This is a genomic window from Silicimonas algicola (genome assembly GCF_003970735.1).
Classification (GTDB): domain Bacteria; phylum Pseudomonadota; class Alphaproteobacteria; order Rhodobacterales; family Rhodobacteraceae; genus Silicimonas; species Silicimonas algicola.
The window spans coordinates 4,213,352-4,235,623 of the sequence record NZ_CP034588.1 but is presented as its reverse complement, the minus strand read 5'-3'; the positions used below and the strand labels follow the sequence as shown (position 1 = coordinate 4,235,623).

The 22,272-nt window shown below is 62.9% G+C and carries 20 protein-coding genes; 11 read left to right on the top strand and 9 right to left on the bottom strand.

The window, feature by feature from the left end; all coding sequences use genetic code 11:
* Nucleotides 1-42: 42 nt before the first annotated feature.
* The 3 genes from secA (at nucleotide 43) to EF888_RS20995 (ending at nucleotide 5,200) form a co-directional block, all read left to right on the top strand.
* On the top strand, nucleotides 43-2,742 hold the full coding sequence (gene secA, locus EF888_RS21005; protein WP_109759161.1) for a preprotein translocase subunit SecA: 2,700 nt from the start codon (nucleotides 43-45) through the stop codon (nucleotides 2,740-2,742).
* Between the two features lie 402 nt (nucleotides 2,743-3,144).
* Entirely contained in the window at nucleotides 3,145-3,711 is a 567-nt protein-coding gene (locus EF888_RS21000; protein ID WP_164721777.1) for a hypothetical protein, read from the top strand.
* A 13-nt stretch (nucleotides 3,712-3,724) separates the two neighbouring features.
* Nucleotides 3,725-5,200, top strand: coding sequence for a phosphate ABC transporter substrate-binding/OmpA family protein (locus tag EF888_RS20995; protein ID WP_109759159.1), 1,476 nt, complete (start codon nucleotides 3,725-3,727; stop codon nucleotides 5,198-5,200).
* Here EF888_RS20995 and radC read toward each other — a convergent pair.
* From radC to dnaK, 4 genes are all read right to left on the bottom strand, one after another.
* Entirely contained in the window at nucleotides 5,191-5,934 is a 744-nt protein-coding gene (gene radC / locus EF888_RS20990; protein ID WP_109759158.1) for a RadC family protein, read from the bottom strand. The two genes, EF888_RS20995 and radC, sit on opposite strands and share 10 nt — an antisense overlap.
* Nucleotides 5,935-5,969: 35 nt before the next feature.
* Nucleotides 5,970-6,566: a J domain-containing protein gene (locus tag EF888_RS20985; RefSeq protein ID WP_109759157.1), complete on the bottom strand. Its 597-nt coding sequence runs from the start codon at nucleotides 6,564-6,566 to the stop codon at nucleotides 5,970-5,972.
* Nucleotides 6,567-6,734: 168 nt separating this feature from the next.
* Entirely contained in the window at nucleotides 6,735-7,883 is a 1,149-nt protein-coding gene (gene dnaJ / locus EF888_RS20980) for a molecular chaperone DnaJ (protein WP_109759156.1), read from the bottom strand.
* 72 nt (nucleotides 7,884-7,955) lie between these two features.
* Nucleotides 7,956-9,866 (bottom strand): molecular chaperone DnaK, encoded by a 1,911-nt coding sequence (dnaK, locus tag EF888_RS20975; RefSeq protein WP_109759155.1) that lies wholly within the window; start codon nucleotides 9,864-9,866, stop codon nucleotides 7,956-7,958.
* Between the two features lie 195 nt (nucleotides 9,867-10,061).
* Here dnaK and EF888_RS20970 point away from each other — a divergent pair, with 195 nt between their 5' ends.
* A complete protein-coding gene (locus EF888_RS20970; protein ID WP_241239753.1) occupies nucleotides 10,062-10,670 on the top strand; it encodes an alpha-ketoglutarate-dependent dioxygenase AlkB family protein in 609 nt (202 codons plus the stop codon).
* Here EF888_RS20970 and EF888_RS20965 read toward each other — a convergent pair.
* The 3 genes from EF888_RS20965 to EF888_RS20955 are packed head-to-tail and all read right to left on the bottom strand — an operon-like array spanning nucleotide 10,667 to nucleotide 12,653.
* Nucleotides 10,667-11,203, bottom strand: a complete 537-nt coding sequence (locus EF888_RS20965) for a hypothetical protein (RefSeq protein WP_109759153.1) — start codon at nucleotides 11,201-11,203, stop codon at nucleotides 10,667-10,669. The genes EF888_RS20970 and EF888_RS20965 overlap by 4 nt on opposite strands.
* Nucleotides 11,200-11,835, bottom strand: a complete 636-nt coding sequence (locus tag EF888_RS20960; protein WP_109759152.1) for an SH3 domain-containing protein — start codon at nucleotides 11,833-11,835, stop codon at nucleotides 11,200-11,202. The genes EF888_RS20965 and EF888_RS20960 overlap by 4 nt, the downstream gene beginning before the upstream one ends.
* Nucleotides 11,832-12,653 (bottom strand): ABC transporter permease, encoded by an 822-nt coding sequence (locus tag EF888_RS20955; protein WP_109759151.1) that lies wholly within the window; start codon nucleotides 12,651-12,653, stop codon nucleotides 11,832-11,834. The genes EF888_RS20960 and EF888_RS20955 overlap by 4 nt, the downstream gene beginning before the upstream one ends.
* A 106-nt stretch (nucleotides 12,654-12,759) precedes the next feature.
* On the opposite strand from EF888_RS20955, the gene cysQ reads away from it, so the two are divergent.
* Genes cysQ through EF888_RS20920 form a run of 7 tightly spaced genes read left to right on the top strand, consistent with a single transcriptional unit; the run spans nucleotide 12,760 to nucleotide 21,123 of the window.
* A complete protein-coding gene (gene cysQ, locus EF888_RS20950; protein ID WP_109759368.1) occupies nucleotides 12,760-13,563 on the top strand; it encodes a 3'(2'),5'-bisphosphate nucleotidase CysQ in 804 nt (267 codons plus the stop codon).
* Between the two features lie 10 nt (nucleotides 13,564-13,573).
* Entirely contained in the window at nucleotides 13,574-14,857 is a 1,284-nt protein-coding gene (locus EF888_RS20945; protein ID WP_109759150.1) for a glycosyltransferase family 2 protein, read from the top strand.
* Nucleotides 14,854-15,747, top strand: coding sequence for a UTP--glucose-1-phosphate uridylyltransferase GalU (galU, locus tag EF888_RS20940; protein WP_109759149.1), 894 nt, complete (start codon nucleotides 14,854-14,856; stop codon nucleotides 15,745-15,747). Before EF888_RS20945 ends, galU begins: the two co-directional genes overlap by 4 nt.
* A gap of 40 nt (nucleotides 15,748-15,787) precedes the next feature.
* Nucleotides 15,788-16,951: a glycosyltransferase family 4 protein gene (locus tag EF888_RS20935; RefSeq protein WP_109759148.1), complete on the top strand. Its 1,164-nt coding sequence runs from the start codon at nucleotides 15,788-15,790 to the stop codon at nucleotides 16,949-16,951.
* Nucleotides 16,952-16,988: 37 nt separating this feature from the next.
* Nucleotides 16,989-17,999, top strand: a complete 1,011-nt coding sequence (locus EF888_RS20930; RefSeq protein ID WP_109759147.1) for a glycosyltransferase family 2 protein — start codon at nucleotides 16,989-16,991, stop codon at nucleotides 17,997-17,999.
* On the top strand, nucleotides 17,996-19,687 hold the full coding sequence (locus EF888_RS20925) for a DUF5927 domain-containing protein (protein WP_109759146.1): 1,692 nt from the start codon (nucleotides 17,996-17,998) through the stop codon (nucleotides 19,685-19,687). Before EF888_RS20930 ends, EF888_RS20925 begins: the two co-directional genes overlap by 4 nt.
* A complete protein-coding gene (locus tag EF888_RS20920; RefSeq protein ID WP_109759145.1) occupies nucleotides 19,684-21,123 on the top strand; it encodes a nodulation protein NodH in 1,440 nt (479 codons plus the stop codon). Before EF888_RS20925 ends, EF888_RS20920 begins: the two co-directional genes overlap by 4 nt.
* Here the strand turns inward: EF888_RS20920 and EF888_RS20915 are convergent.
* Both EF888_RS20915 and hpf read right to left on the bottom strand, forming a co-directional pair.
* Nucleotides 21,111-21,575 carry a PTS sugar transporter subunit IIA gene (locus EF888_RS20915; protein WP_109759144.1) on the bottom strand — a complete coding sequence of 155 codons (465 nt, stop codon included), beginning with the start codon at nucleotides 21,573-21,575 and terminating at the stop codon, nucleotides 21,111-21,113. The genes EF888_RS20920 and EF888_RS20915 overlap by 13 nt on opposite strands.
* A gap of 48 nt (nucleotides 21,576-21,623) precedes the next feature.
* Nucleotides 21,624-22,187: a ribosome hibernation-promoting factor, HPF/YfiA family gene (gene hpf, locus EF888_RS20910; protein WP_109759143.1), complete on the bottom strand. Its 564-nt coding sequence runs from the start codon at nucleotides 22,185-22,187 to the stop codon at nucleotides 21,624-21,626.
* Nucleotides 22,188-22,272 lie beyond the last annotated feature (85 nt).

Genomic DNA, 22,272 nt, shown 5'->3' with positions numbered 1-22,272 from the left:
CCTCACACGATCTCGTCAGGTTCACGCGAAAAGGCGGTTTGAATGCTCGGATTCGGAACGATTGCAAAGAAGGTCTTTGGAACGGTCAATGACCGCAGGATCAAGGCAACAGACCCTCTCATCGCGCGGATCAACGCACTGGAGCCCGAGTTCGCGGCGCTGTCGGATGACGGTCTGAAGGCGAAGACGGCCGAGTTCAAGGAGCGTGTGGCGAAGGGCGAAAGCCTTGACGACCTGCTTCCCGAAGCCTTTGCGAACTGCCGTGAGGCCGCCAGGCGCGCCCTGGGTCTGCGGGCCTTCGACGTACAGCTCGTCGGTGGCATCTTCCTGCACCAGGGCAACATCGCCGAGATGAAGACCGGCGAGGGCAAAACCCTTGTCGCCACCTTCCCGGCCTACCTGAACGCGCTGACGGGCAAGAACGTCCATATCGTGACGGTGAACGACTATCTCGCGAAGCGGGACTCAAGCTGGATGGGGAAGGTCTATGCGCAGCTCGGCCTGACGACCGGCGTGGTCTATCCCGGCCAGAACGAAGCCGAGAAGCGCGAGGCCTACAAGGCCGACATTACCTACGCCACGAACAACGAGCTTGGCTTCGACTACCTTCGCGACAACATGAAGGCGTCGCTGGCCGACATGGCGCAGCGAGGGCACTATTACGCCATCGTCGACGAGGTCGACTCGATCCTGATCGACGAGGCGCGGACGCCGCTGATCATCTCGGGACCGAGCCAGGACCGCTCCGAGCTTTACAGGACGATCAACGAGATCATTCCCGAGGTCCTGCCCGAGCACTATACGCTCGACGAGAAGACCCGAAACGTGACCTACACGGAAGAGGGCAACGAGTTCCTGGAGCAGCGGCTCCACAGCGCCGGTCTTCTGCCGGAAGAGCAATCGCTTTACGATCCCGAGTCAACGACGCTGGTTCACCACATCAACCAGGGTCTACGTGCGCACAAGCTGTTCACGAAGGACAAGGACTATATCGTCCGCAGTGACGAAATCGTCCTGATCGACGAGTTCACGGGCAGGATGATGGCCGGTCGGCGTCTTTCCGACGGTCTCCACCAGGCGATCGAGGCCAAGGAAGGCGTCCAGATCCAGCCCGAGAACGTGACGCTCGCCAGCGTGACATTCCAGAACTACTTCCGCCTCTACGAAAAGCTTGCCGGTATGACCGGCACGGCGGCGACCGAGGCCGAGGAGTTCGGCGAGATCTATCGCCTTGGCGTGGTCGAGATCCCGACGAACCGCGATATCGCCCGCGTGGATGAGGACGACCAGATCTATCGCACGGCCCGCGAAAAATACGATGGCATCGTCAAGGAAATCCGCGCCGCGCACGAAAAGGGCCAGCCGGTGCTGGTCGGCACGACCTCCATCGAGAGGTCCGAATTCCTCTCCGGATTGCTGGAAAAGGAAGGCATCCCGCACAAGGTGCTGAATGCCCGGCACCACGAGCAGGAAGCGCAGATCGTTGCAGATGCCGGCAAGCCGAACGCGGTGACCATAGCGACGAACATGGCCGGCCGCGGTACCGACATCCAGCTTGGCGGTAACGTCGAACTGCGGGTGCTGGAAGCTTTGGAGGCGGATCCCGACGCCGATCCCGAAGTGATCCGGTCGCGCATCGAGGCCGAGCACGCCGACGACAAGCGGAAGGTGCTGGAGGCGGGTGGCCTGTTCGTCCTCGGCACCGAGCGCCACGAAAGCCGACGGATCGACAACCAGCTTCGCGGCCGTTCGGGCCGTCAGGGCGACCCCGGCCGTTCGGCGTTCTCCCTGTCGCTGGAAGACGACCTGATGCGCATTTTCGGATCCGAGCGTCTGGACAAGGTCCTGCACACTCTCGGGATGCAGGAAGGAGAGGCGATCCAGCACCCTTGGGTCAACAAGTCGCTGGAGCGCGCGCAGGCCAAGGTGGAGGGCCGCAACTTCGACATCCGCAAGCAACTTCTGAAGCTCGACGACGTTCTGAACGACCAGCGCAAGGTCATCTTCAAGCAGCGCCGCGAGATCATGGAGACGAATGACGTCGAGGAAATCCTTCAGGACATGCGGCACGAGGTCATCGACGATCTGGTCGACACCTACATGCCTCCCAAGTCCTATGCGGACCAATGGGACACCGTCGCGCTGAAGGCCGAGATCGAGAAGAAGGTGGGCATCACCGTCCCGATCGTTGAATGGGCCGAGGAAGAGGGCGTCGACGACCACGACATCCGTGAGCGTCTCTATGAGAAGTCCGACGAGTTCATGGCCGCAAAGGCGGATGCCTTCGGGTCCGAGAACATGCGGTCGATCGAGAAGCAGATCCTGCTTCAGACGATGGATGCGAAGTGGCGGGAGCACATCCTGACGCTCGAGCATCTTCGGTCCGTCGTTGGCTTCCGTGCCTATGCGCAGCGCGACCCGGTGAACGAGTACAAGACCGAGGCGTTCCAGCTTTTCGGCAGCCTGATCGACGGTCTGCGAGGCGAGGTCTCCGAGAAGCTGGCGCATATCCGGCCAATGACCGAAGAAGAGCAACAGGCGATGTTGCAGCAGATGGTCGCCCAGAGGCAGGCACAGGCAGCGGCGGCGACCCCGGTCTCCAACGACGCCGATCCGGCGCCGACAGGGGCGGTCGAGGGCTTCGACGAGACGGATCAGTCGACCTGGGGCAATCCGGGCCGGAACGACGCCTGTCCCTGCGGATCGGGCAAGAAGTTCAAGCATTGCCACGGAGCTCTCTGACCTTCGGCCTGTGGCCCAATCGTCTCAATACCGGGTGAAATCCCGCCGGCAGCACTTGCGGGCGGGCGTCCTTGCCGATTTTCCCTAGTCTGTCGGAGAAGAACTCGGACCCGTCGCAGAGCGGGCCGGACGGAGGCAGAGATGGGCATACCTTTCCCGCCGGATCGGCGCAGGGCGGCGACAGTTGCTGTCGTGCTGCTCATCGCGTTTCTGACCGGCCACATCATGCAAACCGTGCTGGCGGACCGCGACCCCGTCGTTCGGATGGACGAGGCTCCCGACGCGGCGCCAGAGCTTCGCAGACGCGACGTTCCCCGGCCTCTTCCCGTTCCTCCGGCAGCGACCCTGGTTCCGATCATCCACTCACCCGGCAGTCGCGTCGATGCCGCGTGCGACCCGCTAATGACGCTGTCGGCCGCCGGTGATGCCGCGGTCGCCGTTGCCATCCTGGCTCCGTGCGGCGGCGGCCGAGGCGTTTCGCTTACGGACGGCACATTTCGTCTGGACGGAAGGCTTGACGGGCGTGGCGCCTATTCCGTGACGATCCCCGCGCTTTCCCTTGATGTCCGGGTCGCTGCCGAGGTCGACGGAGCCCCTGTGGCGGCATCGCTTTTCATGCCTGATGCACGCATCACGCATCACGCCGTGCTCTCTTGGTCGGGACCGCAAGTCTTGCGCATGCAGGCCCCCGACACCCTCGGCGAAGAAAGGTCTTATCGTCTGGGAGATGGTAGCGGTGGAGCGTCCGCCGAAGTCTATTCCGGGTCAGAGACGACAGAACTCGTCGTCGTTGCCGAGGTCACATCTGCGAATTGCGGCCGCACGGTCAGCGCGACGGCCATACAGTCACGCGCTTCGGGACTGCCGACCGTGCGGGCGTTCGAGATGGAGATGCCGGGGTGCAGACATGTCGGCCAGGTGACGCGCTTGAAAAACCTGTTCGACCACACCAGGATCGCAGAACGCTGAACGGGTCGGACCCATGATCCTGCGTTGCCTCATTCTCATGGCTGGCCTTGGATTGGCGTCGCCGGTTTCAGCAGGGTCTGTCGTGCTGACGACGCTCGACGGCAGCCTTTCGATGGAAGGCGAGCTTCTTTCTTTCGATGGCGAGTTCTTCCGCATCGACACGGGCTTCGGCGCCGTAACCCTGGACAGCGGCGACGTCACCTGTGCGGGTGTCGACTGTCCCGACCTCTCCGGACTGGTTGCGAGGGCGCGGGTCGCAGGGACCAGTTCTGCGGTGCATCGCCTCATGCCGCGCCTCATGCAGGCGTTCGCCGATCGGCAAGGACTGCGCCTTTCCTCCCGAAACGGTGACGATTCCGGGCATATCTGGGAGTTGACCGAAATCACCTCCGACCGCCTCGTCGCCGTAGTCGATGCAGCGGTCGACGGTGATTCCCTTGCCCGGCTTGCTGCGCGCGAAGTCGACGTGTCCCTTGGGCCGCGCGCGGGCCAGGATGCCGTCAGGCAAGACGTCATCGCGCTCGACGCCTTCGTGCCTGTCGTGGCGCCCGACAACGCAAGGGCCATGGTGTCGGCGACGCAACTCTCGGAGCTTCTGTCGGGTCGGCTAGCGTCGTGGGCGGACCTCGGAGGTCCTGACATCCCCGTGGTGCTTCATCTTCCTCAGGACGCAGACCGCCTGCCGTCCTTGCTGAACCCCGGAGCACCCTTTGCCTCCGCCCAGCTGCACGCGGATGGCACCGCGCTGTCTTCGGTCGTGGCGGCCGACCCCCAGGCTCTCGGAATCGCAAGCTTCTCCACGATGGGGAGTGCCGTGCCCCTTGTGATCGGCGGCGCCTGCGGCCTCGCCGTGCCGGCCACGCGCGCCACCATCAAGGCCGAGGATTATCCTCTGACGCAGCCTCTCTTCCTCCAGCGCCTTGGAGCCCGGCAGCCCAAGGTCCTGCGCGATTTCATCGCTTTCGCGCGAAGCGAGGATGCACAGCGTGTGGTGCGCGCGGCTGGCTTCGTCGACCAGTCCATCGAACGCATCGGGTTCGACCGACAAGGCGACCGCGTGGCGAACGCGGTCCTGTCCGCCGGAGAAGAACCCGCGGCGATGGCTGCCGTTCGCGATATGGTCGGCATCCTCCTTTCAATGGATCGCCTTACCCTGACGTTCCGCTTCCTCGAGGGGTCCAGCCAACTCGATCCTCAGTCCGCGTCCAGCGTCCGCCGCCTGGGCGAAGCGATTGCAGCCGGCGCGTTCGATGGCGAGGCGATCGTGTTTGCAGGCTTCTCGGACGGCACTGGGGCACAGGACGACAATTTGCGCTTGTCCCAGAAACGCGCCGAGGTGGTTCGGAGCGCCGTGGAAGCCACCCTCAACGGAGAACCAGCCCGACTGGAAACCATTGCCTTCGGAGAGGCGATGCCGATGGCCTGCAATGACACAGCTTGGGGACGGCGCGTCAACGCCCGCGTCGAGGTCTGGGTGCGTCAGAGATAGCCTTCGGCCCGGAAAGAGAATTCCTGTGCAGCGCCGATCACGAGGTGATCGTGCAGTACGATCGACAAAGCGCGCGCCGCCTCGCCGATCTGGCGGGTAACGGCAATGTCGGCCTCTGACGGAGAGGGGTCACCGGACGGATGGTTGTGGACCAGTATGATGGCCGATGCGTTGAGTTCGAGCGCGCGCTTCACGACCTCTCGCGGATAGACCGGGACGTGGTCCACGGTTCCGCTCGCTTGTTCCTCGTCGGCGATCAGGACGTTCTTGCGGTCGAGGAACAGGATGCGGAACTGTTCGGTCTCGCGGTGCGCCATCGTCGTGCGGCAGTAGGCGAGCAACGCGTCCCAGCCCGAGATCGCCGGGCGGTCGATGACGCGGGCGCGTGCCAGGCGGTGCGCCGCAGCTTCGACGATCTTCAACTCCACGATCACCGCGCCGCCGACGCCGTCGATCCCGGCAAGCCTTTCGCGCGACGCAGACAGGACGCTGCTGAAATCCCCAAACATGTCCAGAAGCATTCGCGCAAGGGGCTTCACGTCCTGACGAGGGATCGCGCGGAAGAGCACGAGTTCAAGCAGCTCATAGTCCGGCATGGCTGTCGCGCCGCCATCCAGGAATCGCTGCCGCAACCGCGCGCGATGGTCCTTCAGGTAGGATGGCAGGCGGCCAGGCGTAGCGGGCGCGGTGAAGAGCGGAAGCGGCGCATCATCGAAGGCATGGGCTTGATCCATGCCGAAGATGTGCGCGATGTCCGGTTAAGGAAGGCTTACTGGGAGAAGCGGAAGCTGACGCTGCGCGCGCCCGGGAAGCTCTTTGCGCAGTCCGCCGCGGGCACTTCATAGACACAGCCGAAAATCTCGCGCGAATCGAGTGTGACGATGACCGGGCAGACGCGGCGCGTGTCTATCAGGTCTCCCGTCGGGACCGAAACGCGGTTAAGCCCCTGACCGGCTGGCGTGGCGACGTAGTAGGTCAGCCGGCGGCCGGTGCGGTATAGCCGGCTGGCGACATGGACCGTGCCGCTGACGTCGCCTTCGAACGCTGCTCGGCACTCAGCCATGGCAAGATCGTCGAGCACCGATTCCGTCGGCTCGACGGTCGGACGACTGACCCGGCGGGTGGACACGACGCGGGGCGCCGGCGGGGCTTCGGGGATTCCCAGTTGACCCGCGTTGTCCGACAGGAAGCGGAAGGCGTCGGTGATCCGGGCGAATTCGTCTCCCGTCCCCTGCGCACGGTCGGGATGCTTTTCGAAAGCGAGCTTGCGGAAGGCGGCCTTCAAATCCCCCTGGTTCACATGCGTCTCGAGACCGAGGGTGGCCAAGGCTCGGGATTTCGCGGACACGCGCTCGATAGGGGTCATGGGCTTCACTCGCGACAAGCACCGGACAGGTGCAGAACCGATTAACGCCCCAATTGAGACCACATTCGGTCACATTCTACAAAGTTTACGGGGAAATTGCGGCGCATTATGCGAAAGGCCGACCCCGGTTCACGAGATCGGCCAGTTTTGTCGCGAAGTCGGGGACGATCAGCCCTTCATGCCGTCCCAGAAGTTCTTCACCGTCCGAAAGAATCCCGCGCTTTCGGGGTTGTTCTCTTCCGACAGCTTCTCGAATTCCTTCAGAAGCTCTTTCTGGCGTCCCGTCAGATTCACGGGCGTCTCGACGGCGAGTTCGATCATCATGTCGCCGGACGCGCCGCCCCGCAGCGACGGCATCCCCTTGCCGCGCAGGCGCATCTGACGGCCGGACTGACTGCCGGAGGGCACCTTGACCCGGCTGCGGCCACCGTCGATCGTGGGCACCTCGATGTCGCCGCCAAGTGCGGCAGAGGTCATCGAGACCGGAACACGACAGTAAAGATTGACGCCGTCGCGCTGGAATATGGCGTGGTCCTTCACCTCGATGAAGATGTAGAGGTCGCCCGCGGGTCCGCCGCGCAGTCCCGCTTCGCCCTCACCCGCCAGCCGGATGCGCGTGCCGGTTTCGACGCCCGCCGGGATGTTGACCGAGAGAGAACGCTCTTTCTCGATCCGACCGGCGCCGCCGCAAACCTTGCACGGGTTCTTGATGATTTTGCCCAAGCCCTGACACGTCGGACAGGTGCGCTCGACCGTGAAAAACCCCTGGCTTGCCCTGACCTTGCCCATGCCCGAGCAGGTCGGGCAGGTCTGCGGCTCGGTCCCGCCCTCGGCGCCCGTGCCCTTGCAAGTGTCGCAGGTCAAGGCGGTCGGGACGCTGATCGTCTTCTGCATTCCCTTGTAGGCTTCTTCGAGGCTCACCCGAAGGCTGTAGCGGAGGTCCGAGCCGCGGACCGCGCGCTGGCCGCCGGCGCCGCCACGGCGGCCCATGATGTCGCCGAAGAGGTCGTCGAAGACATCCGAGAAGGCTGAAGCGAAATCGCCGCCTGCGTAGGCGCCGCCCGGTCCTGGGCGCGGGCCTCCCATGCTGCCGTCGAAGGCGCCGTGACCGAACCGGTCGTACGCGGCCTTCTTGTCGGCATCCTTGAGGACCTCGTAGGCCTCGTTCACTTCCTTGAACTGCGCTTCCGCGTCCGGTTTATCGGCGTTCCGGTCAGGGTGAAGAACCTTCGCCTTGGTGCGGTAGGCCTTCTTGATCTCCTCGGCGGATGCGCCCTTCGAGATCCCGAGAACCTCGTAGTAGTCGCGCTTAGCCATGTCTCATCCCCTTCTGAACGCGAAGGCCGGCCCAATCGGGCTGGGCCGGCCTGGATCGCGTTCGGATGCGCCTCAGCCGCGCTTGTTGTCGCCAAGGTCCTCGAAGTCGGCGTCGACGATGTCGTCGTCCACGCCGCGGGGACCCTCGTCGCCGGAGGTTTCTTCGCCGCCCTCGGACTGGGCCTTGTAGATCGCCTCGCCCAGACGCATCGCGGCCTCGGTCACATTCTGGATTCCGCCGCGGATTTTGCCCGCGTCATCGGTTTCCATCTGCTCCTTGAGGTTTGCGACGGCAAGCTCGATCGCTTCGACCGTCGAGGGATCGACCTTCTCGCCATGCTCCTGGATGTCGCGCTCGGTCCGGTGGACAAGGCTTTCGGCCGCGTTGCGGGCCTCGACCAGGTCCTTGCGCTTCTTGTCGGACTCGGCGTTCTCCTCGGCGTCGCGGACCATCTTCTGGATCTCTTCGTCGGACAGACCGCCCGACGCCTGGATCGTGATCTTCTGTTCCTTGTTCGTGCCCTTGTCCTTGGCGCTGACCGACACGATGCCGTTGGCGTCGATGTCGAACGTGACCTCGATCTGGGGCAGGCCGCGGGGCGCGGGCGGGATATCCTCGAGATTGAACTGGCCGAGCATCTTGTTGTCGGACGCCATCTCGCGTTCACCCTGGAAGACCCGGATGGTCACGGCGTTCTGGTTGTCCTCGGCGGTCGAGAAGATCTGCGACTTCTTGGTCGGGATCGTCGTGTTGCGGTCGATCAGGCGCGTGAAGACGCCGCCGAGCGTCTCGATGCCAAGCGACAGCGGCGTGACGTCCAGAAGGACGACGTCCTTCACGTCACCCTGCAGGACGCCGGCCTGGATCGCCGCGCCAAGTGCCACGACTTCGTCCGGGTTGACGCCTTTATGGGGCTCTTTCCCGAAGAACTTCGTCACCTCTTCCACGACCTTGGGCATGCGGGTCATACCGCCGACCAGCACCACTTCGTCGATGTCCGACGTCGACAGGCCCGCGTCCTTGAGCGCGGCCTGGCACGGCTTGATCGAATTCTTGATGAGGTCGCCGACGAGGGACTCCAGCTTCGCGCGGGTCATCTTGACGACCATGTGCAGAGGCTGGCCGGTGTTGCGATCCATCGAGATGAACGGCTGGTTGATCTCGGTCTGGTTCGAGGACGAAAGCTCGATCTTGGCTTTCTCGGCCGCTTCCTTCAGGCGCTGAAGCGCCATCTTGTCGAGCGTCAGGTCGACGCCGTGCTCTTTCTTGAACTCGTCCGCCAGGTAGTGGACGATCCGCATGTCGAAGTCTTCGCCGCCGAGGAACGTGTCGCCGTTGGTCGACTTTACTTCGAACAGGCCGTCGTCGATTTCGAGGATGGTGATGTCGAAGGTGCCGCCGCCGAGGTCGTAGACCGCGATGGTGCGCGATTCCTTCTTGTCGAGACCATAGGCGAGCGCCGCCGCCGTCGGCTCGTTGATGATGCGCAGGACTTCGAGGCCGGCAATCTTGCCCGCGTCCTTGGTCGCCTGACGCTGAGCGTCGTTGAAGTAGGCCGGAACCGTGATGACGGCCTGGTCGACTTTTTCGCCAAGGTAGGATTCAGCGGTTTCCTTCATCTTCTGAAGGATGAAGGCCGAGACCTGCGAGGGAGAGTACTTCTCGCCGCGCACTTCGACCCAGGCGTCGCCGTTGCCGCCGTCGATGATCTTGTAGGGGACGAGCTTCTTGTCTTTCTCGACCTCGGCGTCGCCCAGGCGGCGACCTATCAGACGCTTCACGGCAAAAACGGTGTTCTCGGGGTTGGTGACGGCCTGGCGCTTGGCGGGCTGTCCCACAAGCCTTTCGCTTTCGGTGAAAGCGACGATAGACGGCGTGGTCCGCGCGCCTTCTGCGTTCTCGATCACCCGGGGTTGCGATCCGTCCATGATGGCGACGCAGCTGTTGGTGGTCCCGAGGTCGATACCGATAACTTTACCCATGCTCATGTCCTCTCTTGCGGCGATATGAGGGACGTTGGCCCGTTGCGGCGCCGCGGTCCCATCCCGGAGTGTGATTTTGCGATGCCATGGGGCATCACGGCTTCCCGGCGCTATATAGGGAGGGCCTTTCGGTGCTGCAAGCGCGGTGAGGCGGCGAAGTGCCTGCAATGCGAGTCACTTGAAGGAGCCGGGAAGGTGACGGAGTCCGTTCTTGATGTCAGGGGCGTTTCGATCTGGAAAGGCCTTCTGGACAAGCCTTCGCAGGACGCGATGGTCGCCGACCTGCGAGAGGTCGCGACGGCTGCACCGTTCCGGCGCTACGAGACGCCCGGCGGTCGCAGAATGAGCGTCCGGATGACGGCGGCGGGCGACCTTGGCTGGGTCACGGATCGTTCCGGATATCGCTATGACCCGATGCAGCCGGACGGGGATCGCTGGCCGGGAATACCGACGTCCATCCTGGACGTCTGGAACACGGTGTCCGGCACGTCGCGTCCACCCGATTCGTGTCTCGTCAACTTCTACGGCGAGGGCGCGAAAATGGGGATGCATCAGGACCGAGACGAGACGGACACGTCCTGGCCCGTCGTATCGATCTCGCTTGGAGACTCGGCGCTGTTCCGTGTCGGCGGCACTTCGCGAGGTGGCGCGACCGAAAGCGTGTGGCTCGATTCCGGCGACGTGGCTGTCCTTGCCGGGGCGGCGCGTCTCGCCTTTCACGGCATCGACCGCATCCGGTTCGGATCGTCGTCGCTTTTGCCCGAGGGAGGGCGCATCAACGTGACCCTCCGCGTTGCGGGCTAGGACCCTTCCGCCACAAGTGCCGTTGCGATCTGCCCGTTGAGCGTCTTGCAGGTGTTGCGATCGGTCGGAGCGTAGATCGTGCGCCGCAGGCAGAGTCGCGCGAAGAATACAGCCTCGACATGACCCACCTCTCCCCAGACGGTGAAGTCCGTGATCTCGAACGTTGGGGCCGCGTCAGCGTTGCTGCTGGTCCAGATGGGACCGCGCAGGCCTTCAGGCAGATACAGGATGTCCAGTCCAACGGGTGTCGCTCCCATGTCGAAGGTGCCCTTGTAGCGCACCTCGATGGACAGCCCGCCGCGGCTGGCGAAATGCGGCTCGGCATGTCCGTGCAGGATCAGCTCCGCCTTGTAGGGCGTCTGGCGGAAGCTGGCGCTCGAGACGTGTCTCTGTCGCTGGTCAAAGGCGATGAAGTGCCACGTATGCCTTTCCTGGTCGAGAAAGCCCGTCATCTGGCCAAGAGTGTCGGCGGCGTTGACGGGGCAGGCGGCGGCGAGCGCCGTGATCACGGCGAGGTGACGCCTGCCGTTCACCGGCGCTCGTCTGGCGGCTGAATGGAGCAGCATCCCGACAGGAGAGTTCGCTCGTCGGAGGTGCCGAGGAGAAGGTCAAGCCTCAGGCCGAACTCGCGGTCGCTCATCCCGTCGCTGCACGAGGCGAGGGAAAGCATCGCGACACCCTCGCGCTCTGGTTCATCGTCCGGCGAGATCCGCAGACCGAAAGCGTGGAGATCGCGCCTGTTCAGCGTCGACCATGTCTCTAGACGTTCTCCGACGGCCGTTTCGTCGGGGGTCGACCAGGCGATGGCATTGCCGTCGAACGACAGGTTCCAGAATGGCTCTGTTCCGAAGCAAGTGCGTATCTCGGGCACATGACCCAGCCACTGACCCGGTCGACGCGCAAGGAAGGAGAGCGAAACCCACCCCGTCGTCTCGCCATGGTTCACGAGGCCCCATGTCTGATGCTGACTGGGCCTGACAACCTCGATCCCTCGCGCATCTGGTTCGATCGTCCCGATGACATCGCCGCCAGTTCCGGGTTCGCTTCGGATATTGAGACTGTCGTTCGCCGCAACTCCCGAGACGTCATAGAGGGCAGGCCAGCCATCCTGCGTCGCTGCCGCCGGTGCGGCGAAGCAGGCGATGACGACAGCGAGGCGCATCATTTTCCGGCGGTCCAGCTAAGCGAGACGTGCTTGCGTGTCTGGCTTTCGCAGATGAGGCCGATGATCAGAAGGATGGCTGTGACCACGATCGGGTACGTCAGAGAGGACTTCAGGGGATTGTAGTTGATGAAGATGTAGCCGCGTCCCTGGTCGATGATGTGGAACAGCGGATTCCATGAAAATATGGCGATCATCTTCGCGGGAAGGGCGTTGGCGACGAACATCTTGCCCGACGCGAACATGTTGAAACGCGAATAGATCTGCTGCGCGACGCCGACTGGCTGCGGAACCCAAGGCTTGGCGGCCAGCAACACCGTGCCGATCGCAACGCCCGACAACCATGCGAGCAGAAGCATCGCGAAGGCGCCGACCGGTTGGTGGACGACCAGTGGGTGCCACAGCAGATGATATCCGACGAGGATGGCGGCCATTGCGATGATCTGGGTGTACAGCGCGCTGAAGGCCGACGACCAGATCGAGATCGTGGGTGACATCGGAAGATGCTGCATCATCGCAGCGGTCGGACCCTCGGACGACACGACGCTGCTCATCGCCTTGATGTGGACCATGAAGACGAAGACGCCCGACATGATGTAGAGGACGTAATCGCCGCGGATCGCCATCTGTCGCAGCCCGATCACGGACATGAAGAGGTAGAACGCGGCAACCATCACAAGCGTCTGCAGGATGCTTGAGAGAATGGCGAATACAGCGTCCCGGTGTCCCTTGCGGACCGAACGGACGGTGTTGTGATACGTCAGGTCGAGCAGGCGATAGGCGCCATAGACCAGCGATGGATTGTGTTCGTGTCGGAACATGCCTGTACTCAACGTGCCCGCCAGGGGCTTCGGGGTTGTCTGTCGAGGTTCGCGCGATCATAAGCCGTGTCGGTGGTGAAGGACAGCACGCGAAATGGAAAAAGTGATGACTTACGACCGGGAAGCCCTGGTTTCGGCAATGCGCCGCCTGTCCATTGAGGCCGGTGCCGCGATCATGGAAGTCTATGAGCGTGACGACATGGGTGTGAGGTCGAAGGAAGACGCCTCTCCCGTGACCGAAGCGGACGAGGCCGCGGATCGCCTGATCTCGGCTGGCCTTCGCGCCGAATTTCCCGATCTGCCGCTCGTGACCGAAGAGCAGGCCGCAACCCACAGTCTCGACGCCCGAACCTTTTTGATTGTCGATCCGCTCGACGGCACCAAGGAGTTCGTGCAGCGTCGCGGAGACTTCACCGTCAACATCGCCCTTGTCGAGGACGGCGTGCCCACGCTTGGCGCGGTTTATGCGCCCGCCAAGCAACGTATGTTCCTGACCCGCGCGGACGGCGGCGCGGTCGAGGAGAGCGGGAGCTTCGATCTTGAGAAGATGGGCGAGACCCGAGCCATTTCTGTCTCTGAACCGATCAATTCCGGCCTTCGCGTTGTCGCGTCAAAGTCGCACCGGGATCAGGCGACGGACGATTATATCGCCCGCTACGGCGTCGCGGATCTTGTCAGCGCAGGCTCGTCCCTGAAGTTCTGCCTGGTCGCAGCGGGTGAGGCCGACTTCTATCCGCGTCTCGGCCCGACGATGGAATGGGATACCGCAGCCGGACAGGCGGTTCTGACCGCGGCCGGTGGGCAGGTCGTCGAAAAGGAAAGCCACCGCCCTCTTGTCTATGGCAAGGCGTCGTTCCGGAACCCGTTCTTCCTTGCCTACGCACCGGGCGTGACGCTCGCCGAGGAATGACGGCTGGCCGATGTCGGACGGTCCCCGGGTCAGCGTCATCGTTGCAAGCCGGCACCGGCCGAATTGGCTTCGACGCTGTCTGACGGCCCTGCGCCAGGTCGACTATCCCGCATTCGAAGTGATCGTTGTGGCCGACTCCGAAAGCCAGGCGTCGGGCGAGGTCTCCTCGCTGAAATGGGTCAGGTTCGACGAGCCGAACCTGTCCAGGGCGCGGAATGCAGGGATCGCTGCCTCCGCCGGCGAGATCTGCGCCTTCATCGATGATGACGCGGTGCCGGAGCCTCTTTGGCTTGCGCACCACGTCGAAGCCCTTGCCACCACGCGCGCGGCGGCCTCCGTCGGATTCGTACGCGGCCGCAACGGGCTGAGCTTTCAATCGCGTGTGACGTCGATCGACCGGGAAGCGGAAACACATGTCGAGGAGGACAGAGGCGAACAGGCGTTCGTGCCCAGGCTTTCGGCGGGAAGAGCGTTGAAGCTGGTCGGTACGAACATGGCCGTTCGACGCGATATCCTGATGTCACTTGGTGGGTTCGACCCAGCATTTGCCTGGTTTCTGGACGACGCCGACCTGTCCATGCGCCTTTGCCATGCCGGCCATATCACAGCGGTGGCGCCGTTGGCGGAAGTTCACCATGGCTTCGGTGCCTCGGTCCGACGGACGGCGGATCGTGTGCCTCTCGACCTTCACGACATAGGTCGAAGTTCGGCGCTCTACTTTCGTCGGCACCCAGGTGTCGATGTGTCCGAATTGGTTGCCCGCATCGAGATCCGAGAACGCGCGCGCCTGTTGCGGCACATGATCGACGGAGGCTGCGAGCCCGGCGACGTAAGTCGCATCCTGAGAACCTTCAAAGAGGGGTGGCAGGTGGGGCTTTCGATGCCTTTGCCCAGCTTAGAGCCTATTGGGAAAAGTCCTGATGCCTTCGTTCCAATGATGGCGGTTCCATCCGGGCACGAGGTTCTGACAGGCAGGCTGGCCTCTCGTCGCGGTCTCGTGGAGCACGCCAGTCAGCTGGTCGCATCGGGCCAGCGATGCAGTGTCTTCAGCTTTTCTTTAACCAACCGTCGCCATCGTGTGCGTTACGTCGACCCCGGGTTCTGGCTTCAGACAGGCGGTCAGTTCGGTCGTGCCGAACGGTCCGATCCGTGGATCAAGTGGTGCCGATTTGCCTACCGGAAGAAAGTTGAAGTGCGTCGCGTTGCAAATGTGAGAGGGATCCGTGAGATTGTTAACGGGGCTGGTCATAAGACGCGTGAAAAGCGCGACATCGGTGGAGTGAGAGACGCATGAAGCGTAAGGTGACGAAGGCGATCTTTCCTGTCGCCGGTCTGGGAACGCGATTTCTTCCGGCGACGAAAGCTGTGCCGAAAGAGATCATGACGCTCGTGGATCGTCCCCTGATCCAGTACGCGATCGACGAAGCGCGCGCTGCAGGCATCAAGGAATTCATCTTCGTGACCTCGCGCGGCAAGTCCGCGCTTGAGGACTACTTCGACCACGCCCCCGAGCTTGAAAGCGAGCTTCGCAAGAAGAACAAGACCGATCTTCTGGAGGTCCTCAAGACGACCAACATGGATTCCGGCGCCATCGCCTATATCCGCCAGCACAAGCCCATGGGCCTTGGGCACGCCGTCTGGTGCGCCCGTCGCCTCGTCGGAAACGAGCCCTTCGCGGTGATCCTGCCGGACGACGTGATTGCGGCCGATACGCCGTGCCTCGCCCAGATGACCGAAGCCTACGAAGAGGTCGGCGGCTCGATGGTCGCCACGATGCGGGTGCCCGAAGAAAAGGCTTCGGCCTATGGCATTCTCGACATCGAGGGGGATTCCCACGGTCGACTGGTCAAGGTAAAGGGCATGGTCGAGAAGCCGGAGCGCGACGCACCGTCGAACCTGGCGGTGATCGGCCGCTATATCCTGACGCCCGATGTCATGAACAACCTCAACAAGGCGAAGACCGGGATCGGCGGAGAAATCCAGTTGACCGACGCCATCGCTGCCGAGATCGAGGCCGAGCGTCCGGTGCATGGCCTGCAATTCGAAGGCACGCGGTTCGACTGCGGCTCGAAGGCGGGGTTTCTTCAGGCGACGGTCAGTTTCGCGCTTGCGCGTGACGATCTGCATGACGAATTTGCCCGCTATCTGAATGAGGTTGTCTCACTCTCGCGCGCTGCCGAGTAAGATGACCTGCGACGGGCGATAAGAAGAACGAGCACGTAACTTGGCTACTCCGGTTCTTGATCTGAGCAGGTCGTTTACACGACTTGGACACGGGACAGCGACCGGCATCGATCGGGTCGAACGTGCTTACCTTGAAGAAGTTATCCGGCGCGGGGGATGGGGCATCATCCGAACGCCTCGCGGATTTCTTCTTTTCGAACCGGATCGCCTGGGTCGCCTTCCCGAATACTTCGACCGCGAGGATCTTGACGGAGCCGATCAGGCGTCGACGATCCGCGCCATCGCTTCGCTGCGGATGCCAAGCCTGTCGATCCGCAAGTTCATGTGGCGGATGCCGAACGGGCTGGCCTATCTCAACGTCGGTCACACGAACCTCAACCCGCAGACGATGCGGGCGATGATGGAGATGCCGGATCATTCCAAGGTGGTAATGATCCACGACACCATCCCCATCGACTTCCCCGAATTCCAGACCGAGGCCTCTCGGGCGAAGTTCGTCGAGCGGCTGACGACCGTCATCAACTTCGCGAACCATATCGTCGTGCCGTCCGACGATGTTCGCGAAAGGGTCGAGCAACGGATGATCGGCACCGGCCACCGCGTACCGGTTGTCGTGTCGCCTCTGGGGGTCGACATCGGCGCGCCGCCGATCGATCGCGAGGTGTCCGAAAAGCCGTATTTTGTCGCGATAGGGACGATCGAGCCGCGAAAGAACCACGCGCTCCTTCTGGATATCTGGGAGCGGATGCATCGCAAGATGGATGAGGCGCGGATTCCCGAACTGCGGATCATCGGCGCACGTGGGTGGAAGAACGAGGAGTTGTTCCACCGTCTGGACACCTCTCCGATGATGGGGCGCACCGTCTTCGAACTTGGACCGCTCCCGGATCGCGAGATGAAGCGGCATCTGACAGGTGCGACGGCCCTGCTCTTTCCCAGCTTGGCCGAGGGCTATGGCCTGCCGCCGTTCGAAGCGGCGACATTGGGTGTTCCGACGATCGCCGCGCCGCTACGGACGACCGAGATCCACCTAGGGGACATGGCCATTTACGCAGATACAAGCGACATGTATGCATGGTTCAGGGCCATCAGAGAGTTGGCCAGCGAGGACTTGGCAGAGCGGTCCAGGCGTCATGCGGCCCTGAGGGCCTACAGGCTTCCGACCTGGGAAAAGCACTTCGACCGGGTCTTCGGTTTGATCTGAGGACCGCGCTGACCCGTGGTCTTGGGGGAGTGGGGCTCTGGGCGCGATCTCGGCATACCGGTTGCGGGTCGAACGACGCCGCTGGCAGGTCCGGGCCATCCGCAAACGGCGTGAGCTGGAAGTCGTCGCCGACCGCACGTCATCCGTTCCGAATGGCGCCGTCCTGGCTTTCGTGACGATCCGGAACGAAAAGCCGCGTCTGCCGTATTTTCTGTCGTACTACCGTCGCCTCGGGATCGGACATTTCTTCGTCGTCGACAACGGCTCTGACGATGGCGGAATCGATCTGCTTTCATCTGAACCTGACGTCTCGATCTGGCGCACCGAGGCGAGCTATAGGAAAAGCCGGTTCGGGACCGACTGGCTGAACTGGCTTCGCTTCAGGCATGGACACGGGCGATGGACGCTTACGGTCGATCCGGACGAGTTTCTGATTTATCCCTTTTGCGACAGTCGCCCCGTCGCGGCGTTGTGCGACTGGCTGGATCAGTCTGGCATCAGGTCTTTCGGAACCTTGCTTCTGGACATGTACCCTAAGGGTCAACCGTCGGAACACCCCTATGAGCCCGGCGACGATCCGTTCAGGATTGCCGCCTGGTTCGATGCCGGCAACTACCAGTTCAGCAAGAATCCCAAGTACGGGAACCTATGGATTCAGGGAGGACCTCGGGCGCGCGTCTTCTTCGAGGGGGCTCCCGAAGCCGCCCCGTCGCTCAACAAGATACCGCTTGTCAGGTGGGACCGCCGCTTCGCCTATGTGTCGTCGACCCACATGCTGCTGCCGCGGGGACTGAACCAGGTCTATGATGAGGCGGGCGGCGAAAAGCTGTCGGGCTGTCTGCTTCACGCGAAGTTTCTGAACGATTTCGACGCGAAGGCCGCCGAAGAAACGCACCGGCGGGAGCACTTCGCCAGAGGCCGGGAATACGACGCCTATCACCTGAAGACGCAGGGCGAGAACGGTCTCTGGTGCGAATGGTCCGAGCGATACATCAACTGGCGGCAGCTTGAACAGCTTGGCCTCATGTCCAAGGGAAACTGGGCTTGAGCGTCGGCTTCGTCATGCTGGCGCACGAGGCGCTTCACAGGGCCGCGCAGGTAGCGCGAGTTATCTCGGACGCGGGTTGCCCGGTGGTTATCCATGTAGACCGCCGCGTCCCCGTCCGGCGGTACGAGGCTTTCGTCCAATCCGTCGGCGACAGGGACAACGTCGCCTTCGCGTCCAGGCAGGTCTGCGATTGGGGGACGTGGTCACTGGTGTCCGCAAGCCGGAACGCCACGGAGCAACTTCTGGCAACGGCTCCGAACATCGGTCACGTGGCGCTGATTTCGGGCGCTTGCCTTCCGATCAAGCAGATCGACCAGTTGACGGACTTCCTGGCGCGGCATCCGAAAACCGATTTCATTGAAAGCGTGACCATAGGGGACGTCCCTTGGACCAAGGGTGGCTTGAGCGAGGAACGCTTCACCCTCAGCTTTCCTTTCGCCTGGAAAAGGCACCAGCGCCTGTTCGACGCCTGGGTCGAACTACAGCGCCTCGTAGGCCGGAAAAGACGCATTCCCCCTGGAATAGAGCCGCATATGGGTTCTCAATGGTGGTGCCTGACCCGCGCGACGCTGGAACGGATCTTGAGCGATCCCGATCGTCCCGTCCTTGACCGGTACTTCCGGCGGGTATGGATTCCCGACGAAAGCTACTTTCAGTCTCTGGTCCGGTACTATGGCACGACAGTCGAAAGCCGGTCGCTGACGCTGTCGAAGTTCGATTTCCAGGGGAAGCCACACGTCTTCTACGATGACCACCTCCTTCTTCTCCGCCAAAGCCCGGCATACTTTGCGCGCAAGATCTGGCCCGGAGCCAACAGACTTTACCGCGCCTTCCTCGAAATGGGCCGGCCCGACCTTCCGCCGCGAGAGACGGCGGGCCAGATCGACCGGACCTTCGCGCAGGCGGTGACGAGGCGGACGCGCGGGCGGCCTGGGCTGGTCATGGCGAGCCGCTTTCCCGGCGAAGGCTACGAGAACGGGCTGACGGCAGCGCCCTATGCCGTCTTTCACGGCTTCGACGATATCTTCAAGGATTTCGCAGCGTGGATCGGTCAGACGACAGGCAGCCGCGTTCATGGACATCTGTTCGGCAAGGGACGTGTGGAATTCTTCGGAGGTCAGACCGGGTTCGCCGGTGCGCTTTGCGATAAGGCAGCGGTCCGGGACCATGACCCGGAGGCATTCCTGCGCAACCTGGTCTGGAACACGCGCGGCGAACACCAGTCGTTCCTGTTCTCTCCCCGCGACGCTCAGGGGATCGGCTCATTTCTCGCCCGCGATCGAAACGCCACGATTTCGGTCGTCAGCGGAGCCTGGGCGCTGCCTCTCCTTCGGTCCGGACTTCCGATCCCGGAGGTGCGTGGGGCGGCGGCGCGACTTCAGAAGATCGAGGCGGCGTTTCTGGCCCGGTTGCACGAACGTCGATCGAGGGCGCGAACGCGGGTCTGGTCTCTGGCCGAGTTCCTCGAACGCCCGATGGACCCGATGCAGGAGATCGTCGACAGCCTTTCAGGTGCAGAACACCACATGCTGACGGGCTTGCCGGCCCTGCAACCGGTCGAGGGGTTGGCCGATTTCCTTCAGGCCCTGCGCAACGCCGGGATGAACCCGCACCTTGCCGGAGAAACCGGATCGCGCCTGCAGGTCGCACAGGTTCCCGTGACGAGTGACCGACTGGAGGCCGGATGACCCGACGCTTCGACTATTTCGTGGTGCTGGCGGGAATGCGCACCGGATCGAATCTTCTGGAAGAGCAGCTCGCGGCCATGCCGGGCGTCGAATCGTTTGGAGAGCTGTTCAATCCTCACTTTTTCGGAAAGCCGGAAGTGACGTCGATGTGGGGCCTGTCGATGACCGCGCGGGACAGAGATCCGTTGCGCGTCATTGCGGCAATGCGCACGGCGGCAGGCGGCCTGCCGGGCTTTCGCCTGTTTTACGATCACGATCCGCGGGCGATCGACCTTGTCCTTCAGGACCCCAAGGCGGCGAAGATCGTGCTCACCCGGCGCCCGATCGACAGCTATGTCTCGCTCAAGATCGCGCGCAAGACGGGACAGTGGTGGCTGGGCGACATGACGACGGCGCGCGCGGCCAAGGTGCCCTTCGACGCAGAGGAATACGTGGAGTTCGTCGAAGAACTGTCGGCCTTTCAGTCTCGTGTCGCCCGCGCGCTGCAGGTAACCGGGCAGACAGCTTTCCATATCGGTTACGAGGATTTGTCGGACGACGACGTGCTGGCTGGACTCGGGACTTTCATCGGCGCGGAAGGCCCGCCCGATCCGGCCAAGGTGCGTGCGAAGGTCCAGAACCCAACGCCTGTCGCCGCGCGGCTGACAAACCCGACCGTCGCCGAAGAGGCGTTGCAGACAATGCTCATGCCCGACCTGGGGCGGGTGCCGATCCACGAACCCGAGAGGGGACCAGGCCTTCGTTTCTTCCGCGTGTGCAAGACGACGCCGCTTCTTTACATGCCGATCCGGGGAGCCGGTTTCGACCCGATTCCCGATTGGCTGTCCCAGGTCGATCCGGACGGAGAAACAGAAACGGGGATGTCTCAGAAGGACATGCGGCGCTGGAAGCGGCAGCATCCGGGACATCGGTCCTTCACCGTCCTGCGTCATCCGCTGCCGCGAGCGCACGACGCCTTCTGCCGCTTCGTTCTTCCTACGGATGCCGACACGCACGCCGACATCCGAGCGGCCTTGGTGGAACATTATGGAGTGCCTCTCCCGTCCAGCTGGCCGGACTCCGATTGGACCCTGGACCGTCACAGGGCAGCTTTCTTGAAGTTCCTCAAGTTCCTTGCGGGAAATCTGGGCGGACAGACGGCCGTTCGAGTCGACAACTCCTGGGCCAGTCAGGCGACGCTCCTGTTCGCGATCGGACAGTTCCAGATGCCCGACCGGGTGGTCCGCGAAAGCCACCTCGACGCAGCCCTGTCCGATCTCTGCCGGGATGTGGGCGTTGCCATGCCGGCTGTGGCGGGCTCATTTCTGGTTCAAGACGTCCACGGCTTGTCGGACGTAGTGACGCGCCAGATCGGAGAGGCCTGCGAAGCGGCGTACAGGCGTGACTACGTGATGTTCGGCTTCACGGACTGGACGCCCGAGGGTCAGGCGGCCTGAACGCGGGGCTGGGCAGTCAAGAGCGTGTGCAGAGTCTGCGGGTCGGAGTTCGCTCGCAGCTTTGCGCACAGGGCCGGGTCGCGCATCGTCCGCGACACGACGGCGAGCGCCTTCAGATGTTCGACACCCGCGTCCTGTGGCGCAAGGAGGGCGAAAACCAGATCGACGGGCTGGCGATCCACGGATTCGAAGTCGAGTGGCTTTTCCACCCGAATGAAGAGGCCGTGAACCTGCGGAAGACCGTCGAGACGCGCGTGAGGCAGCGCGATTCCGCCGCCGACACCCGTGGGGCCCAGGCTCTCACGCTCCTGCAAGGCCGTTGCGACCTCGGCGGACTTCAGTCCGTACACCTGAGCGGCAAGGTCGCCAAGTTCGTGGAACAGACGCTTCTTGCTGCTGATGGCGGAGACCGTCTTGACGGCCTCCGTCCTTAGAATGGTCGCTATGTCCATGAACTTATCGCGTCCCGCCGACAAGTGGCGCCGTACCCGAGCTATCCCCTAGTTCGGATCGATCCAGCCAATGTTACCGTCTTCCCGGCGATAAACCACATTCACGCCGGACCCCTGCTTTTCGTTTTGAAAGATCAGGACCGGCGCCCCCGCAAGCTCCATCTGCATGACCGCTTCGCCGACAGACAAAGAGGGAATCTTTGTCTGCATTTCGGCGATGATCATGGGCTGGAGCGTTTCAGGTTCCGCGTCACCCCCGTCTTCCGACGAGGCGAGGATATAAGAGGACACGCCGAAGGATTCAACCGGCCGCTCCCTGTGATGATCTTTCAGCCGACGCTTGTAGCGTCGAAGCTGCTTTTCCATCTTTGCACAGCACTTGTCGAAGGCGGCGTAGATTTCGTGATCATGCCCCTTGGCCTGAGCCGTCAGGCCCGTCGAGAGATGAATGACCGCTTCGCAGACGTACTCGTGACCGCTCTTCGAAAAGACGATGCCTGCGTCCGTCGGACGTCCTGCGTACTTGCCGACCACCTCGTCGATACAGGTTTTGACATGGGTCTGAAGTGCCTCGCCAATGTCGATCTGCTTGCCGGTGATCTGGTACTGCATCTGCGTCTCCCATCCGTTACGGCCCGCGGAAGTGCGGACCGGGACTGTCATACGTCACGAAAGCCGACCGTCCTCGCAGCGGGTT

Bases quoted from the DNA above. Each gene is read 5' to 3' on its own strand.
- secA (WP_109759161.1), top strand. From the start codon at position 43: ATGCTCGGATTCGGAACGATTGCAAAGAAGGTCTTTGGAACGGTCAAT.
- EF888_RS20955 (WP_109759151.1), bottom strand. From the start codon at position 12,653: ATGTTCCGACACGAACACAATCCATCGCTGGTCTATGGCGCCTATCGC.
- dnaK (WP_109759155.1), bottom strand. From the start codon at position 9,866: ATGGGTAAAGTTATCGGTATCGACCTCGGGACCACCAACAGCTGCGTC.
- galU (WP_109759149.1), top strand. From the start codon at position 14,854: ATGAAGCGTAAGGTGACGAAGGCGATCTTTCCTGTCGCCGGTCTGGGA.
- EF888_RS20945 (WP_109759150.1), top strand. From the start codon at position 13,574: ATGTCGGACGGTCCCCGGGTCAGCGTCATCGTTGCAAGCCGGCACCGG.
- EF888_RS20920 (WP_109759145.1), top strand. From the start codon at position 19,684: ATGACCCGACGCTTCGACTATTTCGTGGTGCTGGCGGGAATGCGCACC.
- EF888_RS20915 (WP_109759144.1), bottom strand. From the start codon at position 21,575: ATGGACATAGCGACCATTCTAAGGACGGAGGCCGTCAAGACGGTCTCC.
- cysQ (WP_109759368.1), top strand. From the start codon at position 12,760: ATGACTTACGACCGGGAAGCCCTGGTTTCGGCAATGCGCCGCCTGTCC.
- dnaJ (WP_109759156.1), bottom strand. From the start codon at position 7,883: ATGGCTAAGCGCGACTACTACGAGGTTCTCGGGATCTCGAAGGGCGCA.
- EF888_RS20985 (WP_109759157.1), bottom strand. From the start codon at position 6,566: ATGACCCCTATCGAGCGCGTGTCCGCGAAATCCCGAGCCTTGGCCACC.
- radC (WP_109759158.1), bottom strand. From the start codon at position 5,934: ATGGATCAAGCCCATGCCTTCGATGATGCGCCGCTTCCGCTCTTCACC.
- EF888_RS20995 (WP_109759159.1), top strand. From the start codon at position 3,725: ATGATCCTGCGTTGCCTCATTCTCATGGCTGGCCTTGGATTGGCGTCG.
- EF888_RS21000 (WP_164721777.1), top strand. From the start codon at position 3,145: ATGACGCTGTCGGCCGCCGGTGATGCCGCGGTCGCCGTTGCCATCCTG.
- EF888_RS20960 (WP_109759152.1), bottom strand. From the start codon at position 11,835: ATGATGCGCCTCGCTGTCGTCATCGCCTGCTTCGCCGCACCGGCGGCA.
- hpf (WP_109759143.1), bottom strand. From the start codon at position 22,187: ATGCAGTACCAGATCACCGGCAAGCAGATCGACATTGGCGAGGCACTT.